Source organism: Mesorhizobium sp. B3-1-8, assembly GCF_006439495.1.
Taxonomy (GTDB): domain Bacteria; phylum Pseudomonadota; class Alphaproteobacteria; order Rhizobiales; family Rhizobiaceae; genus Mesorhizobium.
Genome location: NZ_VFTK01000026.1, coordinates 82,388 through 105,049 on the forward strand (window position 1 = coordinate 82,388; position 22,662 = coordinate 105,049).

General features: G+C 64.8%; 28 protein-coding genes. 14 read left to right on the plus strand and 14 right to left on the minus strand.

Annotation, left to right across the window (positions count from 1 at the left end; translation table 11 throughout):
- Positions 1-145: 145 nt before the first annotated feature.
- The 6 genes from tsaD to FJ424_RS22995 are packed head-to-tail and all read left to right on the plus strand — an operon-like array spanning position 146 to position 4,145.
- Entirely contained in the window at positions 146-1,231 is a 1,086-nt protein-coding gene (tsaD, locus tag FJ424_RS22970; protein ID WP_181182161.1) for a tRNA (adenosine(37)-N6)-threonylcarbamoyltransferase complex transferase subunit TsaD, read from the plus strand.
- Positions 1,228-2,244 (plus strand): NAD(P)H-dependent glycerol-3-phosphate dehydrogenase, encoded by a 1,017-nt coding sequence (locus tag FJ424_RS22975; RefSeq protein WP_140658671.1) that lies wholly within the window; start codon positions 1,228-1,230, stop codon positions 2,242-2,244. The genes tsaD and FJ424_RS22975 overlap by 4 nt, the downstream gene beginning before the upstream one ends.
- Before the next feature lie 17 nt (positions 2,245-2,261).
- A complete protein-coding gene (locus FJ424_RS22980; protein WP_140658670.1) occupies positions 2,262-2,558 on the plus strand; it encodes a YciI-like protein in 297 nt (98 codons plus the stop codon).
- A gap of 32 nt (positions 2,559-2,590) precedes the next feature.
- The gene (locus FJ424_RS22985; protein ID WP_140658669.1) at positions 2,591-3,016 is read left to right on the plus strand and encodes an EVE domain-containing protein; all 426 of its coding nucleotides are present in this window, start codon (positions 2,591-2,593) and stop codon (positions 3,014-3,016) included.
- Positions 2,971-3,669, plus strand: a complete 699-nt coding sequence (locus tag FJ424_RS22990; RefSeq protein ID WP_181182158.1) for a methyltransferase — start codon at positions 2,971-2,973, stop codon at positions 3,667-3,669. Before FJ424_RS22985 ends, FJ424_RS22990 begins: the two co-directional genes overlap by 46 nt.
- 50 nt (positions 3,670-3,719) lie before the next feature.
- Positions 3,720-4,145, plus strand: coding sequence for a DUF1761 domain-containing protein (locus FJ424_RS22995; protein WP_140658667.1), 426 nt, complete (start codon positions 3,720-3,722; stop codon positions 4,143-4,145).
- 10 nt (positions 4,146-4,155) lie between these two features.
- Here FJ424_RS22995 and gcvA read toward each other — a convergent pair whose 3' ends face one another.
- The gene (gene gcvA / locus FJ424_RS23000) at positions 4,156-5,076 is read right to left on the minus strand and encodes a transcriptional regulator GcvA (protein ID WP_140658666.1); all 921 of its coding nucleotides are present in this window, start codon (positions 5,074-5,076) and stop codon (positions 4,156-4,158) included.
- A 130-nt stretch (positions 5,077-5,206) separates the two neighbouring features.
- Here gcvA and FJ424_RS23005 point away from each other — a divergent pair, with 130 nt between their 5' ends.
- On the plus strand, positions 5,207-5,467 hold the full coding sequence (locus tag FJ424_RS23005; RefSeq protein WP_140658665.1) for a hypothetical protein: 261 nt from the start codon (positions 5,207-5,209) through the stop codon (positions 5,465-5,467).
- Between the two features lie 73 nt (positions 5,468-5,540).
- Here FJ424_RS23005 and FJ424_RS23010 read toward each other — a convergent pair whose 3' ends face one another.
- Complete coding sequence (locus tag FJ424_RS23010; RefSeq protein ID WP_140658664.1) at positions 5,541-6,137, minus strand: L,D-transpeptidase; 597 nt, start codon at positions 6,135-6,137, stop codon at positions 5,541-5,543.
- A gap of 84 nt (positions 6,138-6,221) precedes the next feature.
- Between FJ424_RS23010 and FJ424_RS23015 the strand changes: the two genes are divergently transcribed.
- Positions 6,222-6,905: a response regulator transcription factor gene (locus FJ424_RS23015; RefSeq protein ID WP_040991447.1), complete on the plus strand. Its 684-nt coding sequence runs from the start codon at positions 6,222-6,224 to the stop codon at positions 6,903-6,905.
- A 244-nt stretch (positions 6,906-7,149) separates the two neighbouring features.
- Positions 7,150-7,605 (plus strand): cyclic nucleotide-binding domain-containing protein, encoded by a 456-nt coding sequence (locus FJ424_RS23020; RefSeq protein WP_140658663.1) that lies wholly within the window; start codon positions 7,150-7,152, stop codon positions 7,603-7,605.
- Positions 7,606-7,722: 117 nt separating this feature from the next.
- Here FJ424_RS23020 and xth read toward each other — a convergent pair whose 3' ends face one another.
- From xth to tesB, 7 genes are all read right to left on the minus strand, one after another.
- On the minus strand, positions 7,723-8,529 hold the full coding sequence (gene xth / locus FJ424_RS23025) for an exodeoxyribonuclease III (protein ID WP_140658662.1): 807 nt from the start codon (positions 8,527-8,529) through the stop codon (positions 7,723-7,725).
- A gap of 137 nt (positions 8,530-8,666) precedes the next feature.
- Positions 8,667-9,335, minus strand: coding sequence for an outer membrane lipoprotein carrier protein LolA (locus tag FJ424_RS23030; protein ID WP_140646060.1), 669 nt, complete (start codon positions 9,333-9,335; stop codon positions 8,667-8,669).
- 378 nt (positions 9,336-9,713) lie between these two features.
- On the minus strand, positions 9,714-12,389 hold the full coding sequence (locus FJ424_RS23035) for a DNA translocase FtsK (protein WP_140658661.1): 2,676 nt from the start codon (positions 12,387-12,389) through the stop codon (positions 9,714-9,716).
- Positions 12,390-12,598: 209 nt separating this feature from the next.
- The gene (locus FJ424_RS23040) at positions 12,599-12,874 is read right to left on the minus strand and encodes a hypothetical protein (RefSeq protein ID WP_140658660.1); all 276 of its coding nucleotides are present in this window, start codon (positions 12,872-12,874) and stop codon (positions 12,599-12,601) included.
- A 263-nt stretch (positions 12,875-13,137) separates the two neighbouring features.
- Positions 13,138-14,427 (minus strand): ammonium transporter, encoded by a 1,290-nt coding sequence (locus FJ424_RS23045; protein WP_281405341.1) that lies wholly within the window; start codon positions 14,425-14,427, stop codon positions 13,138-13,140.
- A gap of 94 nt (positions 14,428-14,521) precedes the next feature.
- The gene (locus FJ424_RS23050) at positions 14,522-14,860 is read right to left on the minus strand and encodes a P-II family nitrogen regulator (protein WP_006327120.1); all 339 of its coding nucleotides are present in this window, start codon (positions 14,858-14,860) and stop codon (positions 14,522-14,524) included.
- A 248-nt stretch (positions 14,861-15,108) separates the two neighbouring features.
- Positions 15,109-15,972 (minus strand): acyl-CoA thioesterase II, encoded by an 864-nt coding sequence (tesB, locus tag FJ424_RS23055; RefSeq protein ID WP_140646056.1) that lies wholly within the window; start codon positions 15,970-15,972, stop codon positions 15,109-15,111.
- 103 nt (positions 15,973-16,075) lie between these two features.
- Between tesB and FJ424_RS23060 the strand changes: the two genes are divergently transcribed.
- Positions 16,076-17,350: a ubiquinone biosynthesis hydroxylase gene (locus tag FJ424_RS23060; RefSeq protein WP_140658659.1), complete on the plus strand. Its 1,275-nt coding sequence runs from the start codon at positions 16,076-16,078 to the stop codon at positions 17,348-17,350.
- Positions 17,351-17,550: 200 nt separating this feature from the next.
- Here FJ424_RS23060 and FJ424_RS23065 read toward each other — a convergent pair whose 3' ends face one another.
- The 3 genes from FJ424_RS23065 to FJ424_RS23075 form a co-directional block, all read right to left on the minus strand.
- Positions 17,551-18,081, minus strand: coding sequence for a hypothetical protein (locus FJ424_RS23065; protein WP_140658658.1), 531 nt, complete (start codon positions 18,079-18,081; stop codon positions 17,551-17,553).
- A gap of 139 nt (positions 18,082-18,220) precedes the next feature.
- Positions 18,221-18,577, minus strand: a complete 357-nt coding sequence (locus FJ424_RS23070; protein ID WP_140646054.1) for a YciI family protein — start codon at positions 18,575-18,577, stop codon at positions 18,221-18,223.
- A complete protein-coding gene (locus FJ424_RS23075) occupies positions 18,574-18,801 on the minus strand; it encodes a hypothetical protein (RefSeq protein ID WP_140658657.1) in 228 nt (75 codons plus the stop codon). Before FJ424_RS23075 ends, FJ424_RS23070 begins: the two co-directional genes overlap by 4 nt.
- 218 nt (positions 18,802-19,019) lie before the next feature.
- On the opposite strand from FJ424_RS23075, the gene FJ424_RS23080 reads away from it, so the two are divergent.
- Positions 19,020-19,445, plus strand: coding sequence for an OsmC family protein (locus FJ424_RS23080; protein ID WP_140646052.1), 426 nt, complete (start codon positions 19,020-19,022; stop codon positions 19,443-19,445).
- Between the two features lie 27 nt (positions 19,446-19,472).
- Here the strand turns inward: FJ424_RS23080 and FJ424_RS23085 are convergent, their stop codons facing one another.
- Positions 19,473-20,438 (minus strand): AraC family transcriptional regulator, encoded by a 966-nt coding sequence (locus FJ424_RS23085; protein ID WP_140658656.1) that lies wholly within the window; start codon positions 20,436-20,438, stop codon positions 19,473-19,475.
- A gap of 247 nt (positions 20,439-20,685) precedes the next feature.
- On the opposite strand from FJ424_RS23085, the gene FJ424_RS23090 reads away from it, so the two are divergent.
- The 3 genes from FJ424_RS23090 (at position 20,686) to FJ424_RS23100 (ending at position 21,787) form a co-directional block, all read left to right on the plus strand.
- On the plus strand, positions 20,686-20,838 hold the full coding sequence (locus FJ424_RS23090) for a hypothetical protein (RefSeq protein ID WP_140658655.1): 153 nt from the start codon (positions 20,686-20,688) through the stop codon (positions 20,836-20,838).
- A complete protein-coding gene (locus tag FJ424_RS23095; RefSeq protein WP_181166909.1) occupies positions 20,835-21,248 on the plus strand; it encodes a hypothetical protein in 414 nt (137 codons plus the stop codon). The genes FJ424_RS23090 and FJ424_RS23095 overlap by 4 nt, the downstream gene beginning before the upstream one ends.
- Before the next feature lie 65 nt (positions 21,249-21,313).
- On the plus strand, positions 21,314-21,787 hold the full coding sequence (locus tag FJ424_RS23100; protein ID WP_181182157.1) for a hypothetical protein: 474 nt from the start codon (positions 21,314-21,316) through the stop codon (positions 21,785-21,787).
- Positions 21,788-21,799: 12 nt separating this feature from the next.
- Here the strand turns inward: FJ424_RS23100 and FJ424_RS23105 are convergent, their stop codons facing one another.
- Positions 21,800-22,426: a DUF480 domain-containing protein gene (locus FJ424_RS23105; protein WP_140658653.1), complete on the minus strand. Its 627-nt coding sequence runs from the start codon at positions 22,424-22,426 to the stop codon at positions 21,800-21,802.
- Positions 22,427-22,662: the final 236 nt, after the last annotated feature.

Consider the following 22,662-nt stretch of genomic DNA (forward strand, 5'->3'; position numbering starts at 1 on the left):
AAACGGTGGGTTTCGAGAACCGGAGCGGATCGTACTTTTGGGTACGTGAGCACCGGAGGCGCAGAAACCCGCCATTTGCAGGCCGGCATCACCTGAATATCGACAGACCTCCGGCGACACAATCTTTGTGGACAGCGACCAATTGATCCGCGTTCTGGGCATTGAGACGAGTTGCGACGAGACGGCGGCCAGCGTGGTGGCGCTGGACGGCGGCTCCGCGCCCGAAATCCTGTCCAACATCGTGCTCAGCCAGATCGAGGAGCATGCGGCCTTCGGCGGTGTCGTGCCGGAGATTGCCGCGCGCGCCCATGTCGAGGCGCTGGACGGCATCATCGAGGCAGCACTTGCCGACTCGTCGGTCTCGCTCGACGAGGTCGACGCGATTGCCGCGACGGCGGGGCCGGGTCTGGTCGGTGGGCTGATCGTCGGCTTGATGACCGCCAAGGCGATCGCCGCCGCCGCCAACAAGCCGCTGATCGCCATCAACCACCTCGAAGGCCACGCGCTGACGGCGCGGCTGACCGACGGTCTCGATTTCCCCTACCTTCTCCTGCTCGTCTCCGGCGGCCACACCCAGATCGTCGCGGTGCGCGGTGTCGGCGATTACCAGCGCTGGGCGACCACCATCGACGATGCGTTGGGCGAAGCCTTCGACAAGACGGCCAAGATGCTCGGCCTGCCCTATCCCGGCGGGCCGAATGTCGAGAAGGCCGCGGCCAGCGGCGATCCCCGCCGTTTTGCCTTCCCGCGTCCGATGAAGGGCTCGGCGCAGCCGGACTTTTCATTCTCCGGCCTCAAGACCGCGGTGCGCCAGGCGGCAACCGCCATCGCGCCGATCAGCGACCAGGACGTCGCCGATATCTGCGCCTCTTTCCAGGCGGCGGTGGCCGACGCATTGGGCGACCGCGTGGCGCGCGCGCTTGCCCGCTTCCGCCAGGAATTCCCCGGCCAGGCGAAGCCGGCGCTGGTCGTCGCCGGCGGCGTCGCCGCCAACCGCACCATCAAGACAACGCTTGAAGCGCTTTGTTCGCAAGCCGGCTTCGCCTTCGTCGCGCCGCCGCAAAAGCTCTGCACCGACAACGCGGCGATGATCGCCTGGGCCGGCATCGAGCGGCTGCGCGCCGGCATCGCCGACGAAAACACCGCCGATTTCGTGCCGCGCTCGCGCTGGCCGCTGGACAGCGTTTCCATGCCCCTGGTCGGCTCGGGCCGACGCGGGGCCAAGGCATGACAGCGAAGAGAACGAGCGGCAAGCAATCAGGCAGCTGGTGCGTTGCGGTGCTGGGCGGCGGCGCCTGGGGCACGGCGCTGGCGCTGGCCATGCTGCGCGCCGGCCATGACGTCCGGCTCTATGCGCGAGACGCCGAAACCGTGGCCGCCGTCGCCCGCGGCGAGAACCCGCGCTACCTGCCCGGCATCCGGATCGCGCCGGGCATCGCCGCCACCAGCAATATGGCCGGGGCGCTCGACGGCGCCGACTGCGTGCTCGCCGTGACACCGGCGCAGTCGCTGCGCGCGGTTCTGGCCGATGCACGCAACCACGTCCCCGCAGGCGTGCCGCTGGTGCTTTGCGCCAAGGGCATCGAGCGCGACACCGGCGCGCTGCTGTCGGCGATCGTCGCTGAAAGCCTGCCGGGCAATCCGGTCGCGGCACTGTCCGGTCCGAGCTTCGCCAGCGATGTCGCGCGCGGCCTGCCGACGGCAGTCGTGGTTGCCGCTCGCGAAGGCGATCTTGCAGCGGAGCTCGCCGCGCGCTTCTCGGCGGAGAACCTGCGCTGCTATTCTAGCGACGACCTGATCGGCGTCGAGATCGGCGGCGCGCTGAAGAACGTCTTTGCCATTGCCGCCGGCGCGGTCACCGGCGCCGGGCTTGGGGCCAGCGCCCAGGCCGCCATGGTGACGCGCGGCTTCGTCGAATTGCGCCGCATCGGTGCCGCCTTCGGCGCCAGGCCCGAGACGCTGATGGGGCTTTCCGGCCTCGGCGACCTCTTGCTCACCTGTTCGTCATCGCAGTCGCGCAACTTCGCCTATGGCTTGGCGCTGGGCCAGGGCAAGCCGCTTGCCGGCCTGCCGCTGGCCGAAGGCGTGCCGACGGCCGGCATTGCCGCCCGAATCGCCGCCGAGCGCGGCATCGAGGCCCCGATCATCTCCGCCGTCGCCGCCATCCTCGACGGTAAGATAACCATCGGCCAAGCCGTGACCGCCCTGATGACACGCCCGCTCAAAACCGAAACCGACATCTGACCATCGGAGTTTTAGACATGCTGTTTGCGTTGATTTGCAAGGACAAGCCCGGCAGCCTGCAGCTGCGCATCGATACAAGGCCGCCCCATGTCGCCTTCCTCGAAGGCCTGAACGCCGAGGGCAAGCTCGCCTTCGCGGGGCCTTTCCTCAACACCGAGGGCAAGCCGGACGGCAGCCTGGTCGTGGTCGAGGCGCCTGATCTGGTAGCGGCGCAGGCGCTGTCGGCGGCCGATCCCTATGCCAAGGCAGGCCTGTTCGAGAGCGTTGAAATCCGCCAGTGGAACTGGACCTTCAACAAGCCGGCGGCTAGTTAATTCGCGGAGCCAAGCGCCGCAGGAGGAGCAAAATGAACTACTGGCTGTTCAAGTCCGAACCCTCGGTCTTTTCCTTCGATGCGCTGAAGGCCAAGGGCAAGGCCGGCACGCAGTGGGACGGCGTGCGCAACTACGCCGCACGCAACAACATGAAGACGATGCAGATCGGCGATCTCGGCTTCTTCTATCATTCCAATGAGGGGCTCGACATCGTCGGCATCGCCGAGGTCTGCGCGCTGGCCCATCCCGACACCACGACGGACGATCCGCGCTGGGAATGCGTCGAAATCCGCGCTTACAGGGACGTGCCGAAGCCGGTGACGCTGGAACAGGTCAAGGCCAATCCCAAGCTCGCCGAGATGGCGCTGGTTCGGCTCGGCCGGCTTTCCGTTCAGCCGGTGACGCCGGCCGAATGGAAAGAGGTCTGCCGCATGGCCGAGCTCAACCCGGCGCCGTGACGAAGCTCACGCCGAAGAGCGCGAGAAAATTCATCCTCGACAACACGGCGATGATGGCGCCGCCGCATGTGCCGGAAGTGTTTTTGCATCTCGCCGACGAGGCGCATGATCTGTGGCTGCGCACCGAGGAGGAGCTGGCCGAGATCGGCCTGCCGCCGCCTTTCTGGGCCTTTGCCTGGGCCGGCGGCCAGGGTCTCGCCCGCTATGTGCTCGACAATCCCGGAACGGTGCGCGGCAAACGGGTGCTCGACTTCGCTTCCGGTTCCGGCCTCGTCGCCATCGCGGCGATGAAAGCCGGCGCGGCAAAGGTGATCGCCGCCGACATCGATCCGTTTTGCGAGACGGCGATCGCGCTCAACCTCGAAGCCAACGCCGTCGAAGCGCAATTCCTCGGTACGAATTGTGTCGGCTCCGACGATGGCTGGGACGTCGTGCTTGCCGGCGACGTCTTCTACGACAAGGCTTTCGCCGACAGCTTGCTGCCCTGGTTCACGTCCCTGAACGCGCGCGGCGCCGAGATCCTCGTCGGCGATCCGGGCCGCGCCTATCTCCCCAGCATCGGGTTGGAGTCGCTGGCCGTCTACCAGGTTCCGGTGACGCGCGTGTTGGAGGACGCCGAGGTCAAGCGCACGACTGTCTGGCGCCTTGCTTGACGGAATTGCCGAACAAGCGTTCCATCGCCTATCGACTTGGAGGGGAAAGCATGGATTTTTCGGTCGTGAACTGGCTGGCGGTGATCGCCGCCGCTGTCGTGGCATGGTTGTTCGGCGCCGCCTGGTACATGGGCTTGAGCAAGCCCTGGCTGAAGGCGGCCAAGCTCGACCCCGCGACCATGAAACGCTCGGCCGTTCCCTTCATCGTCAGCTTCGTCGCCGAGCTCATCATGGCGCTCGTCCTGACACTGGTGGTGGGCGCCATAACCGGCGGCGAGCCGAACCCGATCGCCGGGTTGCTGTTCGGCTTCGTGCTCTGGCTCGGATTCATCGCCACCACGCTCACCGTCAACCACCGCTATGAAGGCTTCGGCTGGGCCCTGACGCTGATCGATGCCGGCCACTGGCTGGGCGTGATGCTGATCATCGGCGCCATCATCGGCTGGTTCGGCGCGCCGGCCGCGCCCGCGGGCTGACCATCCTACTCTATGTCGGCGTCCTCGCCGCTTCCTCGGTAAGCCATTCGCGGAAGGCGGCGATGCGCGCGTCGTCCTTCGCGGCCTCGGGGTAGACCAGGAAATAGGCAAAGTCCGGCGCGACCTTGATGCCGAGCTCGAAAGGGCGCACCAGCCGCCCTTGCGAAAGGTCGTTTGCCACCATGGCGAAATCGGCCAGCGCCACCGCGTTGCCGTCGAGCGCCGCCTGCGTGGCATCCGTCGAGGACCTGAACACCAGCGTGCGGCTGTCGTCGAAATCGTCGACGCCGGCCGCCTGCATCCACATGCGCCAGTTCGGCCATGTCACGCCCTGCCGCGACCATTCGATATGCGCCAGCGTATGGTTGAAGAGATCGCGCGGCTCCTTCAGCGGCGGACCAGAGGCAAGGAGTGCCGGGCTGCACACCGGGATGATGATGTTTTCGAACAGCCGGTGCGCGGTGAGCCCCGGATATCTGCCGGTGCCGAAGCGGATGCCGACATCGACGTCGTCAAGGTCGAAATCCCGTACATCGTAGGTGATGTCGAAACGCAGCTCGACGCCCGGCTTCTGCTTGCGGAAATCGTCGACCCGCCGCATCAGCCATTTCGTCGCGAATTGGGCGTCGAGCGTCACCTTCAGCAGTGCCGTGCCGCGCGTCATCTTGCGGGCGCGGCTGACGGCACGGTTGAGCAGGTCGAGCGCATCGACCGAGGCCTCCAGAAGCACGCTGCCTGCCTCGGTCAGCCGGATGGTGCGGCTGGTGCGTGTGAACAGCACCAGATCGAGCTGATCCTCGATTTCCTTGATCTGGTGGCTGACCGCCGCCGGGGTCAGGCCGAGCTCGTCGGCGGCGCGGGTGAAGTTGAGATGCCTGGCGGCCGCTTCGAACGTCCGCAGCGCACGCGTTCCGGGCAGCAGCTTGGACATGAGACCTCCAAATAAAACTTGATGATCGAAAAAGAACTACTCGTTTCTCGTTTGTTTTTCAATCCGGCATGATGGCTTCATCGAAACACTATCAAACCGGATTTGATATCCGGAGAACACGGATAGAGCCATGACTGAGATCGCCCTGAAGTCCTGCACCTCCCTGGAACGCCCTTCCGGCCTCACCCTTTGGCTGCGTTCGGCACGCGATTGGCTGCGCCAGGCCCGGGTCGCCGCCCGACTGCCCCACGAGTCGGTCGAAGACCTCCCCAGCAGCCAGTTGCGCGACATCGGCGCCGAGCGCCGGGATGTGGCAAAGGCGATGGACCGGGAGCTTCGCGAAATCGGCCTGCTCGGCACGGGCTGGCAGAAACCGGGAAAGAGGCAGTAGGGATTAGGCAGTAGGCAATAGAAAGAGAGCCCTACTGCCTACTGCCTACTGCCTACTGCCTACTGCCTACTGCCTATCTAACTACCCGCACCACCGTCCTGTCCGACAGCAACGGAAGCAGTCTCGCCATGGTCCGCGCCGTCACCGCCACGCACCCTTGCGTCGGCGTGAAACCCGGCCGGGCCAGATGGAAGAAGATCGCGCTGCCGCGGCCGCGCCGGCGCGGCGCGATGTTCCAGTCGAGCATCAGGCAGACATCGTAGAGCCGGTCGTCGCGCCGCATCCGCTCATGGCTCGCGCCATAGGGGATCTTCACCGGCCGGTTGTAATTGCGGTCGTCCGGCACCTCGCACCAGCCGAGATCCGGACCGATCGGCACCATCGGCAGCCTCGTCCTGCGCCCGCCCGCGAAATGATCGCCCCGAAAATAGCCTGACAGGATGCGCATCGACGCCAACGGCGTCGCGCCGTCCCCTTCATGCTTGTTGGCGGTGATGCCGCCGCGCCCCAAGGCGCAGGGAAACACCGTTTTGCCGGCCTGCAGGAATCCTTGCGCCGGATTGCCGGGCCGTGCGCGCACGACCAAAACACGCAAGGCTTTCGGCAAAAATGCGGCCGCCTCATTGCGCGCGCGTTTTTTCTTGTATGATTGTCTCACGGAACAAATCACTGTGATCGGCTGTTGCGCCGGTGAGCTTCCGCATAAATGGGGGGAGGTCAACTGAATATTCTTTTTAAAACAACGGATTGATCCATGACATCACGCACCATCCTGATCGTCGATGATGACGACGACCTGCGCGCCACCCTGGTCGAGCAACTGGCGCTCTACGAAGAATTCGACGTCCAGCAGGAATCGACCGCCGCAAAAGGCGTTGCCGCGGCGCGCGGCGGCGTCGTCGACCTGCTCATCATGGATGTCGGTCTGCCCGACATGGATGGCCGCGAGGCGGTGAAAATCCTGCGCAAGGGCGGCTACAAGGCGCCGATCATCATGCTGACCGGCCATGACACCGATTCCGACACGATTCTGGGTCTCGAGGCCGGCGCCAACGATTATGTGACCAAGCCTTTCCGCTTCGCCGTGCTGTTAGCCCGCATCCGCGCCCAGCTTCGCCAGCATGAGCAGAGCGAGGACGCGACCTTCTCCGTCGGCCCCTATACGTTCAAGCCCAGCCAGAAGCTGCTGATCGATCCGCGCGGCGCCAAGGTGCGGCTGACCGAGAAGGAAGCCTCGATCATCAAGTATCTCTACCGCGCGGACCAGAAGGTGGTGACGCGCGACGTGCTGTTGGAAGAGGTCTGGGGCTACAATTCCGGCGTCACCACGCACACGTTGGAGACCCATGTCTACCGGTTGCGCCAGAAGATCGAGCGCGATCCTTCCAATGCCGAAATTCTTGTGACAGAAAGCGGCGGCTACAAGCTGGTTCCTTAAACATTCATGATCTAGAGCAATTCCAGGAAAAGTGTGAGGCGGTTTTCCGTCCGGAATTGCGCCGAAACAAACGGAATGAGCGGTCGGGGCGGGACCGCTTCGGGTGCGATTCTGGTGCTGGGAGGGTGATGGATCGGCTCGTTGCACGCATCGCACGATGCACGGTGGAGCGTTTCTCGCGCGCCCAGGAGGGCGCGCCGCTCCAAAGGAGGGACTGGACTGACCGCTCGGGGACACAGCTAGGATGGCGCTGGATGACGACATCCAAATCCTGTCCAGCGTGAAGCTTTTCCAGGGCTTCACGCAGGAACAGCTGCGCTTGCTCGCCTTCGGCGCCGAGACCACCGTGCTCCAGGCCGACCATAAGCTCTACCGCGAGGACGACGTCGCTGACTCTGCCTACATTGTGGTCAGCGGCTTGATCGCACTCTATCGGGAGCTGGGCGGTGAACGCGTCCCGATCGGTACGGCAGGCCCGGGCACCATGCTGAGCGAACTGGCGCTGATCGCCGACACCAACCGGCTGACCAGCGCCTCCGCTGCGGTCGATTCGGAAGTGATCCGGCTGAGCCGCAAGATGTTCCGCCGCATCCTGGAGGAGTATCCGGACCTCGCCGTGCAACTGCACGCGCGCATCTTGGAGGAATTCCAGCAGATGATCGCCCGCATCGAGGAATTGGGTCCGCGGTTTACGGGGTAGCGGTAGACGTCGGCCAGAGAGCGCCTCGTCATTCTAGGGTCTGCGCGCGTCGCTTCGCTCCTTGCTCCGCCCTAGAATGACGACCGCAAAGGCAGGCGCCCCTCCCGCCGTCCCACGCTAATCCAGATCGAACCGTGCAATAACCGGCACATGATCGGACGGCTTCTCCCAGCCGCGCGCCGCGTGCAGGATCTCGTAGCCGGTGAAGCTCGGCACCAGATTGGCTGACGACCACACGTGATCGAGCCTGCGCCCCCTGTTGGAGGCTTCCCAGTCCTTCGCGCGGTAGCTCCACCAGGTGTAGAGTTTCTGCTCGGCGGGCACGTTGAGCCGCATCAGGTCAACCCAACCGCCGGCCTCGCGCATCGCCTCGAAATTTGTCGTCTCGACCGGCGTATGGCTGACGACGTTGAGCAATTGCTTGTGCGACCAGACGTCATGCTCCTGCGGCGCGATGTTCAGGTCGCCGACCAGGATCGACGCGGATAGCTCGTCCTGGCTCGCCGGCATGGCGTTCATCTCATGGACGAAATCGAGCTTGTGCCTGAATTTGCGGTTGATCTCCGGGTCCGGCTCGTCGCCGCCGGCCGGCACGTAGAAATTGTGCACCAGCACCGACTTGCCGCCCGCCTGCACCCTGACCGACAGATGCCGGCTGTCGTCGATCTCGCAGAACCGCCGCTTTTCGACCAGCTCGATAGGACGGCGGGCAACGGTAGCGACGCCGTGATAGCCTTTCTGGCCGTGGAACAGGATGTGCTCGTAGCCCGCCTTGCGGAAGGCTTTTTCCGAGAACAGCTCGTCGGGAACCTTGGTCTCCTGCAAGCACAGCACGTCGGGCGCGTGCTCTTTCAGGAGCCGCTCGACGATCGGCATGCGCAGGCGCACGGAGTTGATGTTCCAGGTGGCGATGGTGAAGGGCATGCGGCGGAGTCCAGGACGGCGAAAGTCGCCGCACTAGTGCCAGCCAAGCGCGACAAAAACAAGCTAAGCGACAACGGCCGGGTCAGCGCTGCCCCTCTTTGCTCTGCGGGGCATCTCTCCTCGTAAACGGGGAGAACTTATCTGGTTTTCGTATTCAGCTCGCGGTTCGCGGTATAGTCGATGGCAAACGTGTCCGGCGGGAAGCTGACGCCTTCCTTGGTGTTGAAGATCATCACCGTGGTGTCCTTGCCTTGAGCATCGGTGATCGTCCACTGGCGCAGATCATAGGTCTTCGGGTCGAACATCATGGTGATCATCGCATTGCCGAAGACCGACTTGTCGGAAAGCTTGATGGTGGTCAGGTCGTCCTCTTCCTTGATGGCCTTGACGCGCCCGCCGGAGAGATCGATCCGGTCGTCGAGCAGCAGCTTCAGCGGCGTCTTCGACAGCGGATAGAGGTCGGAGGTGTTGAGCTTCTTGTTGAGGATCACCACCGACTTGCCGTCGGAGATGACGCGGAAGTTCGAGGATCCGTCATAGTTGAAGCGGATCTTGCCCGGGCGTTCGAGGAAAAACTTGCCGCCGGTCTGCTCGCCTTTCGGGCCGAACTGGACGAACTCGCCGCTCATCGACTTCACCGAGGAGAAATGGTCGGCGATCTTCTGCGCCGCCGGCGGTACGGCGGCCTGCGCCGCGGCCACGAGCTGGTAGCCCGGCACGAGGTTGAGAGCGGCGGCTCCGCCAAGCATCAGGCCGAGGCCGAGGACCTGGCGGCGGGTGATGGCGAATTCTGTCTGGGTCTTCATGCCGGTCGCTTCCTGTGATTCGTGTCGTCGCAGTTTCTGGACTCCCACTAGGGCTTAAGTTTGGCGGGTGCGCGACAGGTCCGTCGGATATGCGCGGGCGACAGCCCATCGCACAAACGCACAAGGTGATTTCAAGTTGCTTGCTGACCCGTTTCGGCGTCTCGCCGGGCCAGGGTTTGTCGAGATTCAGGTCAGGCCGAGACGAAAATGGTGACTTCCGAGAACCGGCCTACGCCGACCGTAGCCTTCATAGAGCGGAGACACTTATGAGAGCTTCGGCCGGCGAAGGCCGGAGCGGAGCGTACTTTTCGTACGTGAGCACCGGAAGCGCAGGAAGCCGCCATTTGCAGGCCGGCCTCACCTGAATATCGACAAACCCTAGAACTTGTCCTCTTCGGTTGGCACTAGTATTTCGCGTTTGCCGGCATGGTTGGCCGGGCCGACAATGCCTTCCTTCTCCATCTTCTCGATGATCGAGGCGGCGCGGTTGTAGCCGATGCCGAGCCGGCGCTGGATGTAGCTGGTCGAGGCCTTGCCGTCGCGCAGCACCACCGCCACTGCCTGGTCGTAGGGATCGTCGGAATCCTCGAAATTGCCGCCGCCACCGCCGCCGGAGCCGCCCTTGCCCGACGGACCGTCCTCGTCGTCTTCCTCGTCATCCTCGGTGATGGCGTCGAGATATTCCGGCACGCCCTGCAGCTTCAGATGCCCGACGACCTTCTCGACCTCGTCGTCCGACACGAACGGGCCGTGCACGCGCTGGATGCGGCCGCCGCCAGCCATGTAGAGCATGTCGCCCATGCCGAGCAGCTGCTCGGCGCCCTGCTCGCCAAGGATAGTGCGGCTGTCGATCTTCGACGTCACCTGGAAGGATATGCGGGTCGGGAAATTGGCCTTGATGGTGCCGGTGATGACGTCGACGGACGGGCGCTGCGTCGCCATGATGACATGGATGCCGGCCGCGCGCGCCATCTGCGCCAGGCGCTGCACCGCGCCCTCGATATCCTTGCCGGCCACCATCATCAGGTCGGCCATCTCGTCGATGATGACCACGATATAGGGCATCGGCTCGAGATCGAGATCCTCGGTCTCGTAGATCGCCTCGCCGGTCTGGCGGTCGAAGCCGGTCTGCACCGTGCGCGAGATCTTCTCGCCCTTCTTCTCGGCCTGTTGGACGCGCGCGTTGAAGCCGTCGATGTTGCGCACGCCGACCTTGGACATCTTGCGATAGCGGTCCTCCATCTCGCGCACCGTCCATTTCAGCGCGACGACAGCCTTCTTGGGATCGGTGACGACCGGCGTAAGCAGATGCGGGATGCCGTCATAGACCGAAAGTTCGAGCATCTTCGGGTCGATCATGATCAGCCGGCATTCCTGCGGCGTCAGCCTGTAGAGCAGCGACAGGATCATAGTGTTGATGGCGACCGACTTGCCGGAGCCGGTGGTGCCGGCGACCAGCACGTGCGGCATCTTGGCGATGTCGACGATGACCGCCTCGCCATTGATGGTCTTGCCCAGCGCCAGCGCGAGCTTCGCCTTGGTCGTCTCGAAATCGCGGCTGGCCATGATCTCTCTGAGATAGACCGTCTCGCGCTTGGCGTTGGGCAGCTCGATGCCGATGGCGTTGCGGCCGGGCACGACGGCGACGCGGCAGGCGATCGCGCTCATCGAGCGGGCGATATCGTCGGAAAGGCCGATGACGCGCGAGGACTTGATGCCGGGCGCCGGCTCCAGCTCGTAGAGCGTGACGACGGGACCGGGGCGGACATGGATGATCTCGCCCTTGACGCCGAAATCCTCCAGCACGCCTTCGAGCAGGCGCGCGTTCTGCTCCAGCGCGTCCTTCGACAGGCTTGGATCCTTGGCGACGTTCTTCGGCTCGGACAGGAAATGCAGCGACGGCATCTCGAACGTATCGGAACCGATCAGCGAGGTCTGCGCCTCGCGCTGGACGCGCGCGCCCGGCACGGGGCGCGCCGCCGGCGCCGCGACGCGGGTGGCGGCATCGGAGCGGAAATTCTGCACCTTGGCGCCTGCGCCGCGCCGCTGGGCGGGCGCTTCGTCGTCGAAATCGTCGAGGTAGACGTCTTCGTCCTGTTCGTCGTCGAAGATATCCTGGTTGGCCGGATCGACTGAAACGCTTCGGTCATTGACCATGGCGGCGAAGAATTCCGGCTCGACGCGGGCGCGGCCGCCGGGGCTCATGCGGGCTTCGGCGAACTCGGCCGATTCGACACGCTCGGCGGCGCGCCGCCAGGCGCTGGCCTTCGGTTCCATCGGCGGTTCGAATTCGTCGCGCTCCCGCCTGCGGCGCTCGGCGCGGCGATGCAGGAAGGCCCTGAACGACAGCCACCAATGGGTAATGGCGCCGAGCGCGAGGATGCCTTCGTCGCCCTCGTCCTCATCCTCGTCGAACAGCATCTCGTCCTGCTCGCGCGGATCGGGGCGAGCGGCGCGCTCCATGACGGCAAAGCCGTTCTTGCGCGCGATCAGCGCCGAGCCATAGGCGAACAGCCACAACATCGGCGCTGCGAGGATGACCGCTATGATGCTGGCGAACAGGCCTTTCGGATAACCGCCGACCGCGATGCCCGGGATTTTCAGCACCATGTCGCCGAACACGCCGCCGAGGCCGGTGGGCAGCGGCCAGGTGTTTGGCGGCGTCACGCAGCCGGCGATGGCCGCGGCAGTGAGCGCAAAGCCGAACCACGCGAAGCCGCGCTTCGGCAATTTGTCGACCCCGCGCGCGGAAAACAGAAGGAAACCCCAGATCACCGCCGGCACCAGCCCGGCGACGGCGGCAAGGCCGAAGAACTGCATGGCGAGGTCGGAGAACACCGCGCCGGCATAGCCCATGGCATTGGTGACGACATTGCTGGTGGCGTGCGAGAAGCTCGGGTCGGCGACGTTCCATGTGGCCAAGGCCGCGATGCCGAAGGCGGTGAACAGGAACAGCCCGGCGCCGACCAGCCGCCCGACCTGGCGCCGCGCGAATGCCTGGATGCCGTGCCCCGTATCGGTCAGCGCGAGCGGTGCTGAGGCGCCTGAACGCATGCTCTTCCCCGTGATCGTTGCCTGGCCGGGCGCATGGCGCATTCCGGCAGATTCGAACGCCAGACTATCGGGGGGAAGGTTAAGGCCGCATTAACCATGGCCCTTTACCGGGCCTCGGCTCGAACAAAGATGGCAGGCCTCGCGGCCCGCCACCCTGTGTCCTGAAACGACGAAGCGATCGGGCCCTAACGGACCCGACCTGCCGCAAATCACCTGTTGCCGGCGTAGGTTACCAGATTGCCGCAGAACTCGGCGTGAGGCTTGCTCATCGCCGCGTCCTGGCATTCCTTCATCATCATGTCCTGCTTGTCCTTGGGCATCGCCGCCCAGGCTGCTTTGAAGTCGGCCTCGGACTTCATCGTCTTCATGCTGGAATCGGTGAAGAACGGGGCCATGTTGGCCGGCTCGTCGAGAGCACCGGCAAGTGCAACGCCGCTGATCATCGAAAGAGCCATTGCTCCCAGGAAGATGTTCTTGATGTTCATCAGTTGGTTCCTTCCCTCTTGTTTGGCGGACGCCTGGATGACGCTCGCTTTCCCATTACGGAATCTGGAGGGTCGATGTTTCACATGGGCTCGATCAAGTGAATGTGATCGAAGCTTCGCCTGGCAGGCGCCGAACAAAAAAGAGGCCAGGAAGGTTGTTCCGGGCCTCAAGGCGTGAGCCCCTTTCGGGAGCGCACGACGGGATCTTGGGAGGAATTCGGGCCGGCGGGAGGAGGATCCGCCGGCCCCTGACGAAGACGGCCTTACGGCACCACTTCGCCGTGCTGGGTGACATCGAGGCCTTCCACCTCTTCCTGGGTCGACGGACGCAGGCCGACCAGGGCCTTGACGATGTAGAGGATCACGAAGGTGGCGATCGCCGTCCACAGGATGGTGAAGACGATGCCGTAGAGCTGCTTGCCCACCGAAGCGTCCTTGCCAAGGGCGTTGATGGCCGGATCGGCCAGCGCGCCGGTGAGCAGGGCGCCGACGATACCGCCGATGCCATGCACGCCGAAGGCATCGAGCGAGTCGTCATAGCCGAGCGCATGCTTGAGCTTGACCGCCGAGAGGTAGCAGACCACGCCGGCGATGATGCCGACGATGAAGGCGCCGGTTGGGTTGACGAAGCCGGAAGCCGGCGTCACCGCGACGAGGCCGGCGACGGCGCCCGAGATGATGCCGAGAACCGAAGGCTTCTTGGCGACGATCCATTCGGCGAACATCCAGGCCAGCGCCGCGGCGGCGGTTGCGACCTGCGTGTTCATCATGGCGGCACCCGCGAGGCCGTCTGCGGCGAGTTCCGAACCGGCGTTGAAGCCGAACCAGCCGACCCACAGCAGCGAGGCGCCGATGACGGAATAGACCAGGTTGTGCGGCGCCATGTTGGTGGTGCCGTAGCCTTCGCGCTTTCCGAGAACCAGCGCGCAGACCAGGCCCGCGACACCGGCGTTGATGTGGACGACCGTGCCGCCGGCGAAGTCGAGCACGCCGGCCGCGCCAAGGAAGCCGCCGCCCCACACCCAGTGCGCGATCGGCGCATAGACGAAGACCAGCCACAAGCCCATGAAGATTAGCAGCGCCGAGAATTTCATACGCTCGGCGAAGGCGCCGGCGATCAGCGCCGGCGTGATGATGGCGAAGGTCATCTGGAACATCGAGAAGACGAACTCGGGGATGTTCGAGACACCCGGCAGCCAAAGCGTCGAGACGGTGATGCCATGGTGGAAGAACCGCGAGAAGCCGCCGATATAAGCATTCAAGCTGGCGGATTCATTGGTCGTGAAGGCCAGCGAATAGCCGAACATGAACCACAGCACGGTCACCAGGCAGGTGATGGCGAAGCTCTGCATGATGGTGGCGAGCACGTTCTTCTTACGCACCATGCCGCCGTAGAACAGCGCCAGGCCCGGGATGGTCATCATCAGCACCAGCGCCGTCGAGGTGAGCATCCAGGCGGTGTTGCCGGTGTCGAGCGCCGGTGCCGGCGCGGCGGGCGCCGCGGCGGTGGCTGCCGGGGCGGCTTCCTGCGCGATGGCGGCGACGGTGCTCATGGCCACGAGCGCGAGCGAAGCGGCCGCGCGTCCCGTCGTCTTCAAGGTGGAAGGAATATTCATTGAACTCTCCGTTGGAATGGATGGTCGCCGCTTAGAGCGCGTCGGTGTCTGTTTCGCCGGTGCGGATGCGTACCGCCTGGTCGATGCCGAAGACGAAGATCTTGCCGTCGCCGATCTGGCCGGTCTTGGCGGCCGCGGTGATGGCTTCGACGGCCTTGTCGACCATGTCGGCGCCGACGGCGACCTCGATCTTGATCTTGGGCAGGAAGCTGACCGCGTATTCCGCGCCGCGATAGATTTCCGTATGCCCCTTCTGACGCCCGTAGCCTTTGACCTCGGTGACGGTCAGGCCCTGGATGCCGACGGCGGTGAGCGCTTCGCGCACCTCGTCGAGCTTGAACGGCTTGATGATTGCCATCACGATTTTCATAAGGTTTCACCCTTTGCTGTTGCGGTCCCCCGCGTTTGCACACCTTCACCGATCCCGAGGAGAGCCGGAGAGTGTCCCATAGGATTCAAGCTCCGTGCCAGTTGCCGAAGCAGGGTGTTAACCTGTTGTAAACAAACAGAATGGGCGGCCGGTGCACATCATTCGCGCACAGGCATGGCGGAGCCATTGCCTAAAAAATAGGCATAAAATCAAAAAAGCGCGTTTAGCAGGCAGACTTTGAAGCCGGCTCAGCGTTTGAGCCGGATGAGGCCTTCCTGGGCGACCGAGGCGATCAGCGTTCCATCCCGCGCGAACAGCGAGCCGCGGGTGAAGCCGCGCGACCCTTGGGTCGACGGACTGTCCTGGTTGTAGAGGATCCAGTCGTCCAGCGAATGGCTGCGGTGGAACCACATGGCGTGGTCGAGGCTGGCGGCCTGGATGTCGCGGTCGAAGATGGCGCGGCCATGCGCGAAGGTCGAGGTGTCGAGCAGCGTCATGTCGGAAAGGTAGGCGAGCACGGCCGCCTGCGTCGCGCGGTTTTCCGGCACCGGGCCGGTGGTGCGGATCCAGATGTTCTGCTGCGGCTCCAGCTTCTCGCGGCTCGTGTAGTGCTTCAGCATCACCGGCTTCATCTCGATCGGCCGGTCGCGCTCCCAGTAGCGCCTGATGCCTTCCGGAACCGCCTCGCCGAACTTGCCGAGCAGCTCGCGCTGGGTGAGCAGCGTGTCGGGCGCCGGCACGTCGCGCGGCATCGGCAGCTGGTGCTCGAGCCCGACCTCGTCCTGCTGGAAGGAAGCCTCCAGCGAGAAGATCGCCTGGCCATGCTGGATCGCAACGACCCGGCGCGTGGTGAAGGAGCCGCCGTCGCGGATGCGGTCGACCTCGTAGACGATCGGCAGCTTGGTATCGCCCGGCCGCATGAAATAGCCGTGCAACGAATGCACGTGACGTTCGGGCTCGACGGTGCGCTGCGCGGCGACCAGCGCCTGGGCGATGGTCTGGCCGCCGAAGACGCGCTGCCAGTCGACCTTGGGGCTGCGACCACGATACAGATTGTGTTCGAGCTGTTCGAGGTCGAGAATGTCGAGAAGCTCGTCCATGGCCGCTGTCATGTTTGAAATCCTTCGAGGATGTGCCATGGCCGGTTTCGGACAGGACGTGCGGGCAGTCAAGGCCGCAAGCGGCGGCCGGCCGAAGCCGTGAAAGGATGATGCCATGGTCGACCGCAAGCCGGACGGAGCAGGGGCCAATGGAAAGCGCGAGGCTCTGGACGTGCTCATCGCCGGCGCGGGCTATGTCGGCCTCACCGCGGCCGTGTCGCTGAAACAGGCGCGGCCGGGCCTCGCCATCGCCATCGTCGACGCGGCCCCTGCCGGCGTCTGGCAGCGCGACGGCCGCGCCTCGGCCATAGCGGCGGCGGCCAGCCGCATGCTGGAGCAGCTCGGCGTCTGGGAAGAGATCGCGCCGGAAGCGCAGGCGATCACCGAAATGATCATCACCGATTCGCGCGCCGCCGACCCGGTGCGTCCGGTGTTCCTGACCTTCGACGGCGAGGTGGCGCCCGGCGAGCCTTTCGCCCACATGGTCGCAAACCGCGACCTGAACGGCGCGCTGCGCCGGCGCGCCGAAAAGCTCGGCATCGACATCATCGAAGGCATGGCGGTCAGCGCCTTCGATGTGAACGGCGCCGGCATCACCGTGCACCTGGCCGACGGCGCCGCGCTGAAGGCGCGGCTGCTGATCGCCGCCGACGGCGTCAACTCCAGGCTGCGCGACATGGCCGGCATCAAGACCGTAAAATGGGAATACGGCCAGTCCGGCATCGTCTGCACGGTGGCGCATGAGCGCCCGCACAATGGCTGCGCCGAAGAACATTTCCTGCCGGCCGGCCCGTTCGCGACGCTGCCGCTGAAGCCGGACAAGGATGGCACCAACCGCTCGTCGATCGTCTGGGTGGAGCGCACGCAAGATGCCAAGGCGCTGGTCGACGGCGACGAGTTCGTCTTCGAGCACGATCTGGAGCAGCGCTTCGGCCTGAAGCTCGGCGAAATAAGCGTCGCCGACAAGCCGCGCGCCTGGCCGCTCGGCCTGACGCTCGCCCGCGCCTTTGTCGCGCCGCGCTTCGCGCTGGCCGGCGACGCCGCGCATGGCATCCACCCGATCGCCGGCCAGGGCCTCAATCTCGGCTTCAAGGATGTCGCGGCGCTCGCCGAAGTCGTGGTCGAGGCCGACCGGCTCGGCCAGGATATCGGCGCGCTCGACGTGCTCGAGCGCTACCAGCAATGGCGCCGCTTCGACACGCTGCAGATGGGCGTCACCACCGACGTTTTGAACCGGCTGTTCTCCAACGACCTCGGCCCGCTGCGCGCCGTACGCGATCTCGGCCTAGGGCTGGTCGAGCGCATGCCGAGGTTGAAAGAATTCTTCATCCGCCAGGCTTCGGGGCTGTCCGGCGAAACCCCACGACTGTTGAAGGGCGAGGCGATCTGAGCGTTTGCCGATTGGCGTAGGCCTTCGACATAGAGTGACGAGGCGAGAGGCGTTTCGGCAAATCGTGAAGGCAGGCGATCCGGCCGCTGCAGCTCGGCTTAATGCATGTCGCGCAAAAGTGACCTCGGTTTTGCGACAACGACATGCATCAAGCAACGACCTAAAGCGCGTCGCCAGAATCCGCTTCAGCGCGACGCGCTTTAGTTCACTTCGAAGCCCAGCTTCTGCCGCAACCTCAGCATCCGCTGGTCGGCGATCTTGAGGCTCTGCCCGCCGCCCTGCGCGACCCGGTCCATCATCCTGAGCAGGTCGTCCCGCTCATGCGGATCGAGGCGTTCGCGCAGGAACGGCGCCAGCTTGTCGATGACGAGCGTCGTGTCGTCGACCTGAGAAGCCGCCCATTTGGCGTAGACGACCGCCTCGTCGGTCTTCTTCGCATTCTCGGCGATCCGCGCGATCACCTCGCGGATGACCGCCTCGCGCTGCGGCAGGACCGGGCCGTGCTCCGAGACGATCGCGGTGATCAGCGTCGCCGCCGCCACCACCGGATCGTCGATCGCCGTCAGCGGCGAGAGCGCGGCCTGGTTGCGCAATTTCTTGCGGCGGATGTTGCCCTGGACGCGCCCGACGACATCGGCGACCTCGCGCGCGGCGTCGCTCATATATTTCAGCCGGTACCACCAGATGGCGGCCGCTCCGAGCAGGCCGAGGATGGCGATCAGGAAAGGCATGCCGAATTCCCCCGAAATCGCGGCGACAATAAGAGAAGCGCGGCCCTGCTTCAACACGCAACGGTTGCGACAGGTGAAGAAACGCTGAAGCTATGATCGCGCAAGGGACAGCGCCAACCGCGCCGGATCCATACCAGGCTTATGACCCCGGTATGTCGTAGATCGCCCTGACCTCGACGGTGCCGAACTCGGCCAGCGGAACGCGGTCGGCGATCGCCAGCGCTTCGTCGAGATCCGCCGCCTCGACCATAAGGAAACCCAGCAGCTGCTCCTTGGTCTCGGCGAACGGCCCGTCGGTCACCAGCCGTTTGCCTTGGCGCCGCCTGAGCGACTTCGACATCTTCACCGGTTGCAGCGCCTGCGCGACGATCAGCTTGCCTTGCCGGTCGAGCTCCCTGTCATAGGCGAGCGAATCGGCATCGAGCTTGGCCGATTCCCGCGGGGTAAGCGCGAAGAGGTCCTTTTCCTCGCCATAGACCAGCAGCACATATTTCATTTCGAGCTCCCGTATTGCGATAAACCATAGGATGCGGTCTTGACGGTGTCAGCGGCGCCTTTGACTGCCGCGGCATGGTCGAGAACCCATGCGCCGATCCCAATGACGGCAACCGCCAGCAAAAGCCGGCCGCAGCCGGATGGCGGCGGGTCCAGCCAGAAGTCCTCCTTGCGCTGCTGCTTGCCGCCCGAACGTCGCCAGAGTGAGAAAAACAGATTGTCCATGCGGGCCTCCATCCGGCCACGAACCCGTGGCCGCCCGCAGGACGCTTCCGTCAGATCAAAGCCGACATTTTTGCACGCGCTTTTTTGGAGAATTTTCGAAGCGCGTCGCGCGACCTCAATCATACCAGGCCATGGATGGTCTTCCGGCCCGCTCGCGCTATAGTCACAGGGAACGCCGGCGCCTGCCGGCGAGAACCCCAACAGACCAGGAGGACTTCATGGACCGCACCGCAAACGCCGTCTGGAAAGGCAATTTGAAAGAGGGCAAGGGCACGCTCGACACCCAGAGCGGCACCTTGAAGGGCACCCCCTATTCGTTCAAGGCTCGTTTCGAGGACGAGAGCGGCAAGTCCGGCACCAATCCGGAAGAGCTGATCGCCGCCGCCCATGCCGGCTGCTACGCCATGCAGCTTTCGCATTTTTTGGCCGAGAACGGCACGCCGGCCACCGAGCTCGACGCCAAGGCGGTCGTGACGCTGGTGCCCGGCACCGGCATCACCGGCAGCGCCATCACCCTGGTCGGCAAGGTGCCGGGCATCGACGCGGCGAAATTCAAGGAGCTGGCCGAGAAGGCCAAGGCCGAGTGCCCGGTGTCGAAGGCGCTAGGCGCGATCAAGGTGTCGCTGGACGCGAAATTGGGGTGAGACGGGAAACGGCGTCGCCCTCGGCAGTCAACCCTTGAGAGCGGCGGCACGGACATCCGACGGCGTCGCGTCATAGCGGCGCCGGAACGCCCGGTTGAAATGGGAGAGGTCGTTGAAGCCGGCCTCGAACGCGATCGCAGTGATGCTGCGCCCGGCGTTGCGCGGATCGCAGAGCATGCGATGCGCGTGCAGCAGCCGCTGGCGCAGCATGAACTCCGACAAAGACGTGCCGTCGCTTTCGAACAACTTGCGCACATAGCGCGTCGAAAGCCGGTGGCGCCTAGCGACATCCTCGGCCGAAAGGTCGCCGCCTCTGGCGATGATGTCTGCCTTGATGGCACGCAGCCGCGCCACTCGTACGCCGCGCCCGCGCGCGATTTCCACCGCGTCCCTCGTCCCGCCGATGGCAAGCGCCGCCAGATCGAAGATATGCGTTGCCGCCACATGCAGCTCTTCCGGGCTGAGCCCGTCGCCCGCATCCTGGACCGAATGGACATAGTCGATCAGCAGCCGCATCGCTCCGGTGCCGGTCGGTAGCGGCCGCATCAGCGCGATCGCGGGATCGCCGATCAGCGGCGAAAGCTGTTTGAGGGAAAAGCTCATATTGACGAAGCGGATGCCGCCCGGCTGGATGACGTTGAGGCCGACTTCTTCACCGCTCATCATCAGCGCGTGGCCGCCGCCGACCGGCTCCTCACGGCCGCGATGCTTCATCACGCTTGCGCCGTCCAGTGCCGCGAGCAGGACAAGATCGTCGCTGTCGATCAGCGTCGTCGAACGATAGACCCGGAATGCCGAGCAGGTGCCCGTAGCGATGCCCAGCCCCGGCAGCGCGCGCACCCGCATATCGACATGCGTCGGGTCGAGCGGATCGAGATCGACCTTCAGCACCGTGCGGCCATAGACCTCGCGCATGACCTCGACACGATCCCGCTCCGGGACCATGTCCGTGACCAGCCTGAACGAAGCCGACGGCCCCCTTGCCGCAGTCATCGGCACCCCCTGCCTCTGACGGATGGCCCGCGGGACCATCGCCAATTTTGGAGCCCGGTTCCCGCTGTGGACGAACCGGCTCCAGAGGCGCGCTGATATGCGCCGAGGTTCCCGAAACGTCAATACAGGGCCGTTTTGGCCGCTTTAAGGGCCGCCTCGTCCAAGCTGCCCCTCGCCGGCCTCGCCTAGTTTGCGGCGCGCTTCGGCAAAGCCGGCAGCGCATTCGGAAACGATCGAAGGGGGTTCGATGTATCACCTGCAACTGTTCAAGACGCTGTCTCAATTGTCGTCAGCCGGCTTCAATCCTCGCGTCTATCTTTTGTCTCTCGCGCTCGGCAAAGGCGCAGCCGACCATCGCGACCTGAAACTGCCGCCTCGCCTTGGCGAGCGCCGGCCATGACCGCGAGACCTGTCTTTCCGATATCGTCGCTTGTCGGCCTTTTCGTTCTCGCCGGCTGCACAAGCCCTCAGGGGGCCGGCCTTGCGATGGGCGCGGTCGGCGCCATGGCCGGCGGCGGCGGGTTGAACCCGCTTTCGGCGGCGATCGGCCTCGGCACCATGGCGGCCGCCGATTCCGCGGCCGCGTCGCAGGCGGGTGTCATCACGCCGCAGGAGCAGGCCAAATATGCCGGCATGTCCTGCGCGGAATTGCGTCAATTGACGGCAAACTATGCGGCGGCTCAAGGCGCGCGCCCGGCGGCAAAGAAATATGGCGGCATGGCGCCTGCCGGCAAGATGGCCATCGCCAACCAGGTCATCTCCACCCGGCTCACCTATCTGAAACAGCTTGTGGCGAGCAAAGGATGCTGACCGGCCTTTCGCGTTTGGGGCGGGCGAGGATTGTTGGCCTGGCTGCGCTGGCGGGATCGTTGGCCTTGGCAGCCACCGACGGCTTCGGCCAGGGAATTGGGCCGACGACCCGCTCGCATTGCGGCCCGATACCGGTGGCGCTCGTAGGCCAGTGGAGTTTTGCGGCCGCGACCGGCCAGTATTGCGACCCGCTTGGCGATTGCGCGCCGGGCAGCGGCGGCAGCATCACCTTCACATTCGGCGTCGGCGGGCGTGCCGAATATAGCCTGTTTCAGTCCTCGCTGGTCGAAGGCTGCGGTCAGGTTCAGTCGCTGAGGTCTATGACCGGCACGGCAAGAGTGGACGGTTCCACGCTGGTGCTTACGCCGAGATCGGGAACCTACAAATCGTTCAATGGCTGCCGGCCGGACCTCACCGGAAACTGGAAACTTGGCGCTGAAGACCTGAAGCCGGTTTCGTTCAGCTGGCAATTGGATGAAGGGGAACTGAAGCTCGTCGACCCTACGGGCGAGGCCAGCGGCATCTACAACAGGAGGTGATACGCCGGGTTGTTATCCGGCGCCCAGCGCGTCGATCTTCGCGCGCAGTGCCGCGACCTCTTCCTCGAGCGCTTTCACGCGCGCTTCGAGATCGCTATCCGAAGATGTCGCTGCCGGCTGCCACGGAGCCGTCACCGCTTCCACCGGCCCACTCAGCAAATGAACATAGCGCTCCTCGCGCTGCCCGGGGGCGCGTTCGAGCAATTGGATCAGCGGCGGACGGCGGCCGATCATCAGGTCGAGATTGTCGCGCAGCTCCTCGATCGAGGCAAAGCGCGCCATGCGCTCCGAGCGCGCGAGCAATTCATGCGCCGTCTGCGCGCCGCGCAGAAGCAAGAGGCCGATGACCGCGATCTGCGGCGTCGTCAGCGAAAAGCGCTGCGCCATCAGATGCTCGTAGCGCTCGACGCGCGAGGCGAAGGCCTGCCGCACCAGGCCCTTCTGCTCGAGCGAGCTCAGCGCCCGCCGGATCTCGGTGAGCTCCAGAGCCATGACCGGCTCGCGCGCCGTCTTCTGGTTGGCCGCCTGGTGCGCGCCGTTGAGCGTCAGCGGATAGACGTCCGGCGTCAGCTCCTTCTTCTCGATCAGCGAGCCGAGGACACGGGCTTCGACGGGGGACAGGGTCGGAAGATCGGTCATGGGCTGCAATCCTTTCTTGCGCCGGCGGGACAGCGCCCCCCTCTGTCCTGCCGGACATCTCCCCACAAGGGGGGAGATCAGCAGCTTCGTCAACAGCGCTTATTCTTCGACGGCAGCGATTGGCGAAAGCCGCGGTGACAGCCAATCTCCCCACCTGTGGGGGAGATGTCCGGCAGGACAGAGGGGGGCGCGAAGGATCGCTGCCTTCAAAGCACCGCGAGCGAATTCGCCCGACT

Excerpts from the sequence above, each read along its gene's own strand:
- FJ424_RS22975 (WP_140658671.1), top strand. The coding sequence starts at position 1,228 with ATGACAGCGAAGAGAACGAGCGGCAAGCAATCAGGCAGCTGGTGCGTT.
- FJ424_RS22980 (WP_140658670.1), top strand. The coding sequence starts at position 2,262 with ATGCTGTTTGCGTTGATTTGCAAGGACAAGCCCGGCAGCCTGCAGCTG.
- FJ424_RS22985 (WP_140658669.1), top strand. The coding sequence starts at position 2,591 with ATGAACTACTGGCTGTTCAAGTCCGAACCCTCGGTCTTTTCCTTCGAT.
- FJ424_RS22990 (WP_181182158.1), top strand. The coding sequence starts at position 2,971 with ATGGAAAGAGGTCTGCCGCATGGCCGAGCTCAACCCGGCGCCGTGACG.
- FJ424_RS22995 (WP_140658667.1), top strand. The coding sequence starts at position 3,720 with ATGGATTTTTCGGTCGTGAACTGGCTGGCGGTGATCGCCGCCGCTGTC.
- gcvA (WP_140658666.1), bottom strand. The coding sequence starts at position 5,076 with ATGTCCAAGCTGCTGCCCGGAACGCGTGCGCTGCGGACGTTCGAAGCG.
- FJ424_RS23005 (WP_140658665.1), top strand. The coding sequence starts at position 5,207 with ATGACTGAGATCGCCCTGAAGTCCTGCACCTCCCTGGAACGCCCTTCC.
- FJ424_RS23015 (WP_040991447.1), top strand. The coding sequence starts at position 6,222 with ATGACATCACGCACCATCCTGATCGTCGATGATGACGACGACCTGCGC.
- FJ424_RS23020 (WP_140658663.1), top strand. The coding sequence starts at position 7,150 with ATGGCGCTGGATGACGACATCCAAATCCTGTCCAGCGTGAAGCTTTTC.
- xth (WP_140658662.1), bottom strand. The coding sequence starts at position 8,529 with ATGCCCTTCACCATCGCCACCTGGAACATCAACTCCGTGCGCCTGCGC.
- FJ424_RS23030 (WP_140646060.1), bottom strand. The coding sequence starts at position 9,335 with ATGAAGACCCAGACAGAATTCGCCATCACCCGCCGCCAGGTCCTCGGC.
- FJ424_RS23035 (WP_140658661.1), bottom strand. The coding sequence starts at position 12,389 with ATGCGTTCAGGCGCCTCAGCACCGCTCGCGCTGACCGATACGGGGCAC.
- FJ424_RS23040 (WP_140658660.1), bottom strand. The coding sequence starts at position 12,874 with ATGAACATCAAGAACATCTTCCTGGGAGCAATGGCTCTTTCGATGATC.
- FJ424_RS23045 (WP_281405341.1), bottom strand. The coding sequence starts at position 14,427 with ATGAGCACCGTCGCCGCCATCGCGCAGGAAGCCGCCCCGGCAGCCACC.
- FJ424_RS23050 (WP_006327120.1), bottom strand. The coding sequence starts at position 14,860 with ATGAAAATCGTGATGGCAATCATCAAGCCGTTCAAGCTCGACGAGGTG.
- tesB (WP_140646056.1), bottom strand. The coding sequence starts at position 15,972 with ATGACAGCGGCCATGGACGAGCTTCTCGACATTCTCGACCTCGAACAG.
- FJ424_RS23060 (WP_140658659.1), top strand. The coding sequence starts at position 16,076 with ATGGTCGACCGCAAGCCGGACGGAGCAGGGGCCAATGGAAAGCGCGAG.
- FJ424_RS23065 (WP_140658658.1), bottom strand. The coding sequence starts at position 18,081 with ATGCCTTTCCTGATCGCCATCCTCGGCCTGCTCGGAGCGGCCGCCATC.
- FJ424_RS23070 (WP_140646054.1), bottom strand. The coding sequence starts at position 18,577 with ATGAAATATGTGCTGCTGGTCTATGGCGAGGAAAAGGACCTCTTCGCG.
- FJ424_RS23075 (WP_140658657.1), bottom strand. The coding sequence starts at position 18,801 with ATGGACAATCTGTTTTTCTCACTCTGGCGACGTTCGGGCGGCAAGCAG.
- FJ424_RS23080 (WP_140646052.1), top strand. The coding sequence starts at position 19,020 with ATGGACCGCACCGCAAACGCCGTCTGGAAAGGCAATTTGAAAGAGGGC.
- FJ424_RS23085 (WP_140658656.1), bottom strand. The coding sequence starts at position 20,438 with ATGACTGCGGCAAGGGGGCCGTCGGCTTCGTTCAGGCTGGTCACGGAC.
- FJ424_RS23090 (WP_140658655.1), top strand. The coding sequence starts at position 20,686 with ATGTATCACCTGCAACTGTTCAAGACGCTGTCTCAATTGTCGTCAGCC.
- FJ424_RS23095 (WP_181166909.1), top strand. The coding sequence starts at position 20,835 with ATGACCGCGAGACCTGTCTTTCCGATATCGTCGCTTGTCGGCCTTTTC.
- FJ424_RS23105 (WP_140658653.1), bottom strand. The coding sequence starts at position 22,426 with ATGACCGATCTTCCGACCCTGTCCCCCGTCGAAGCCCGTGTCCTCGGC.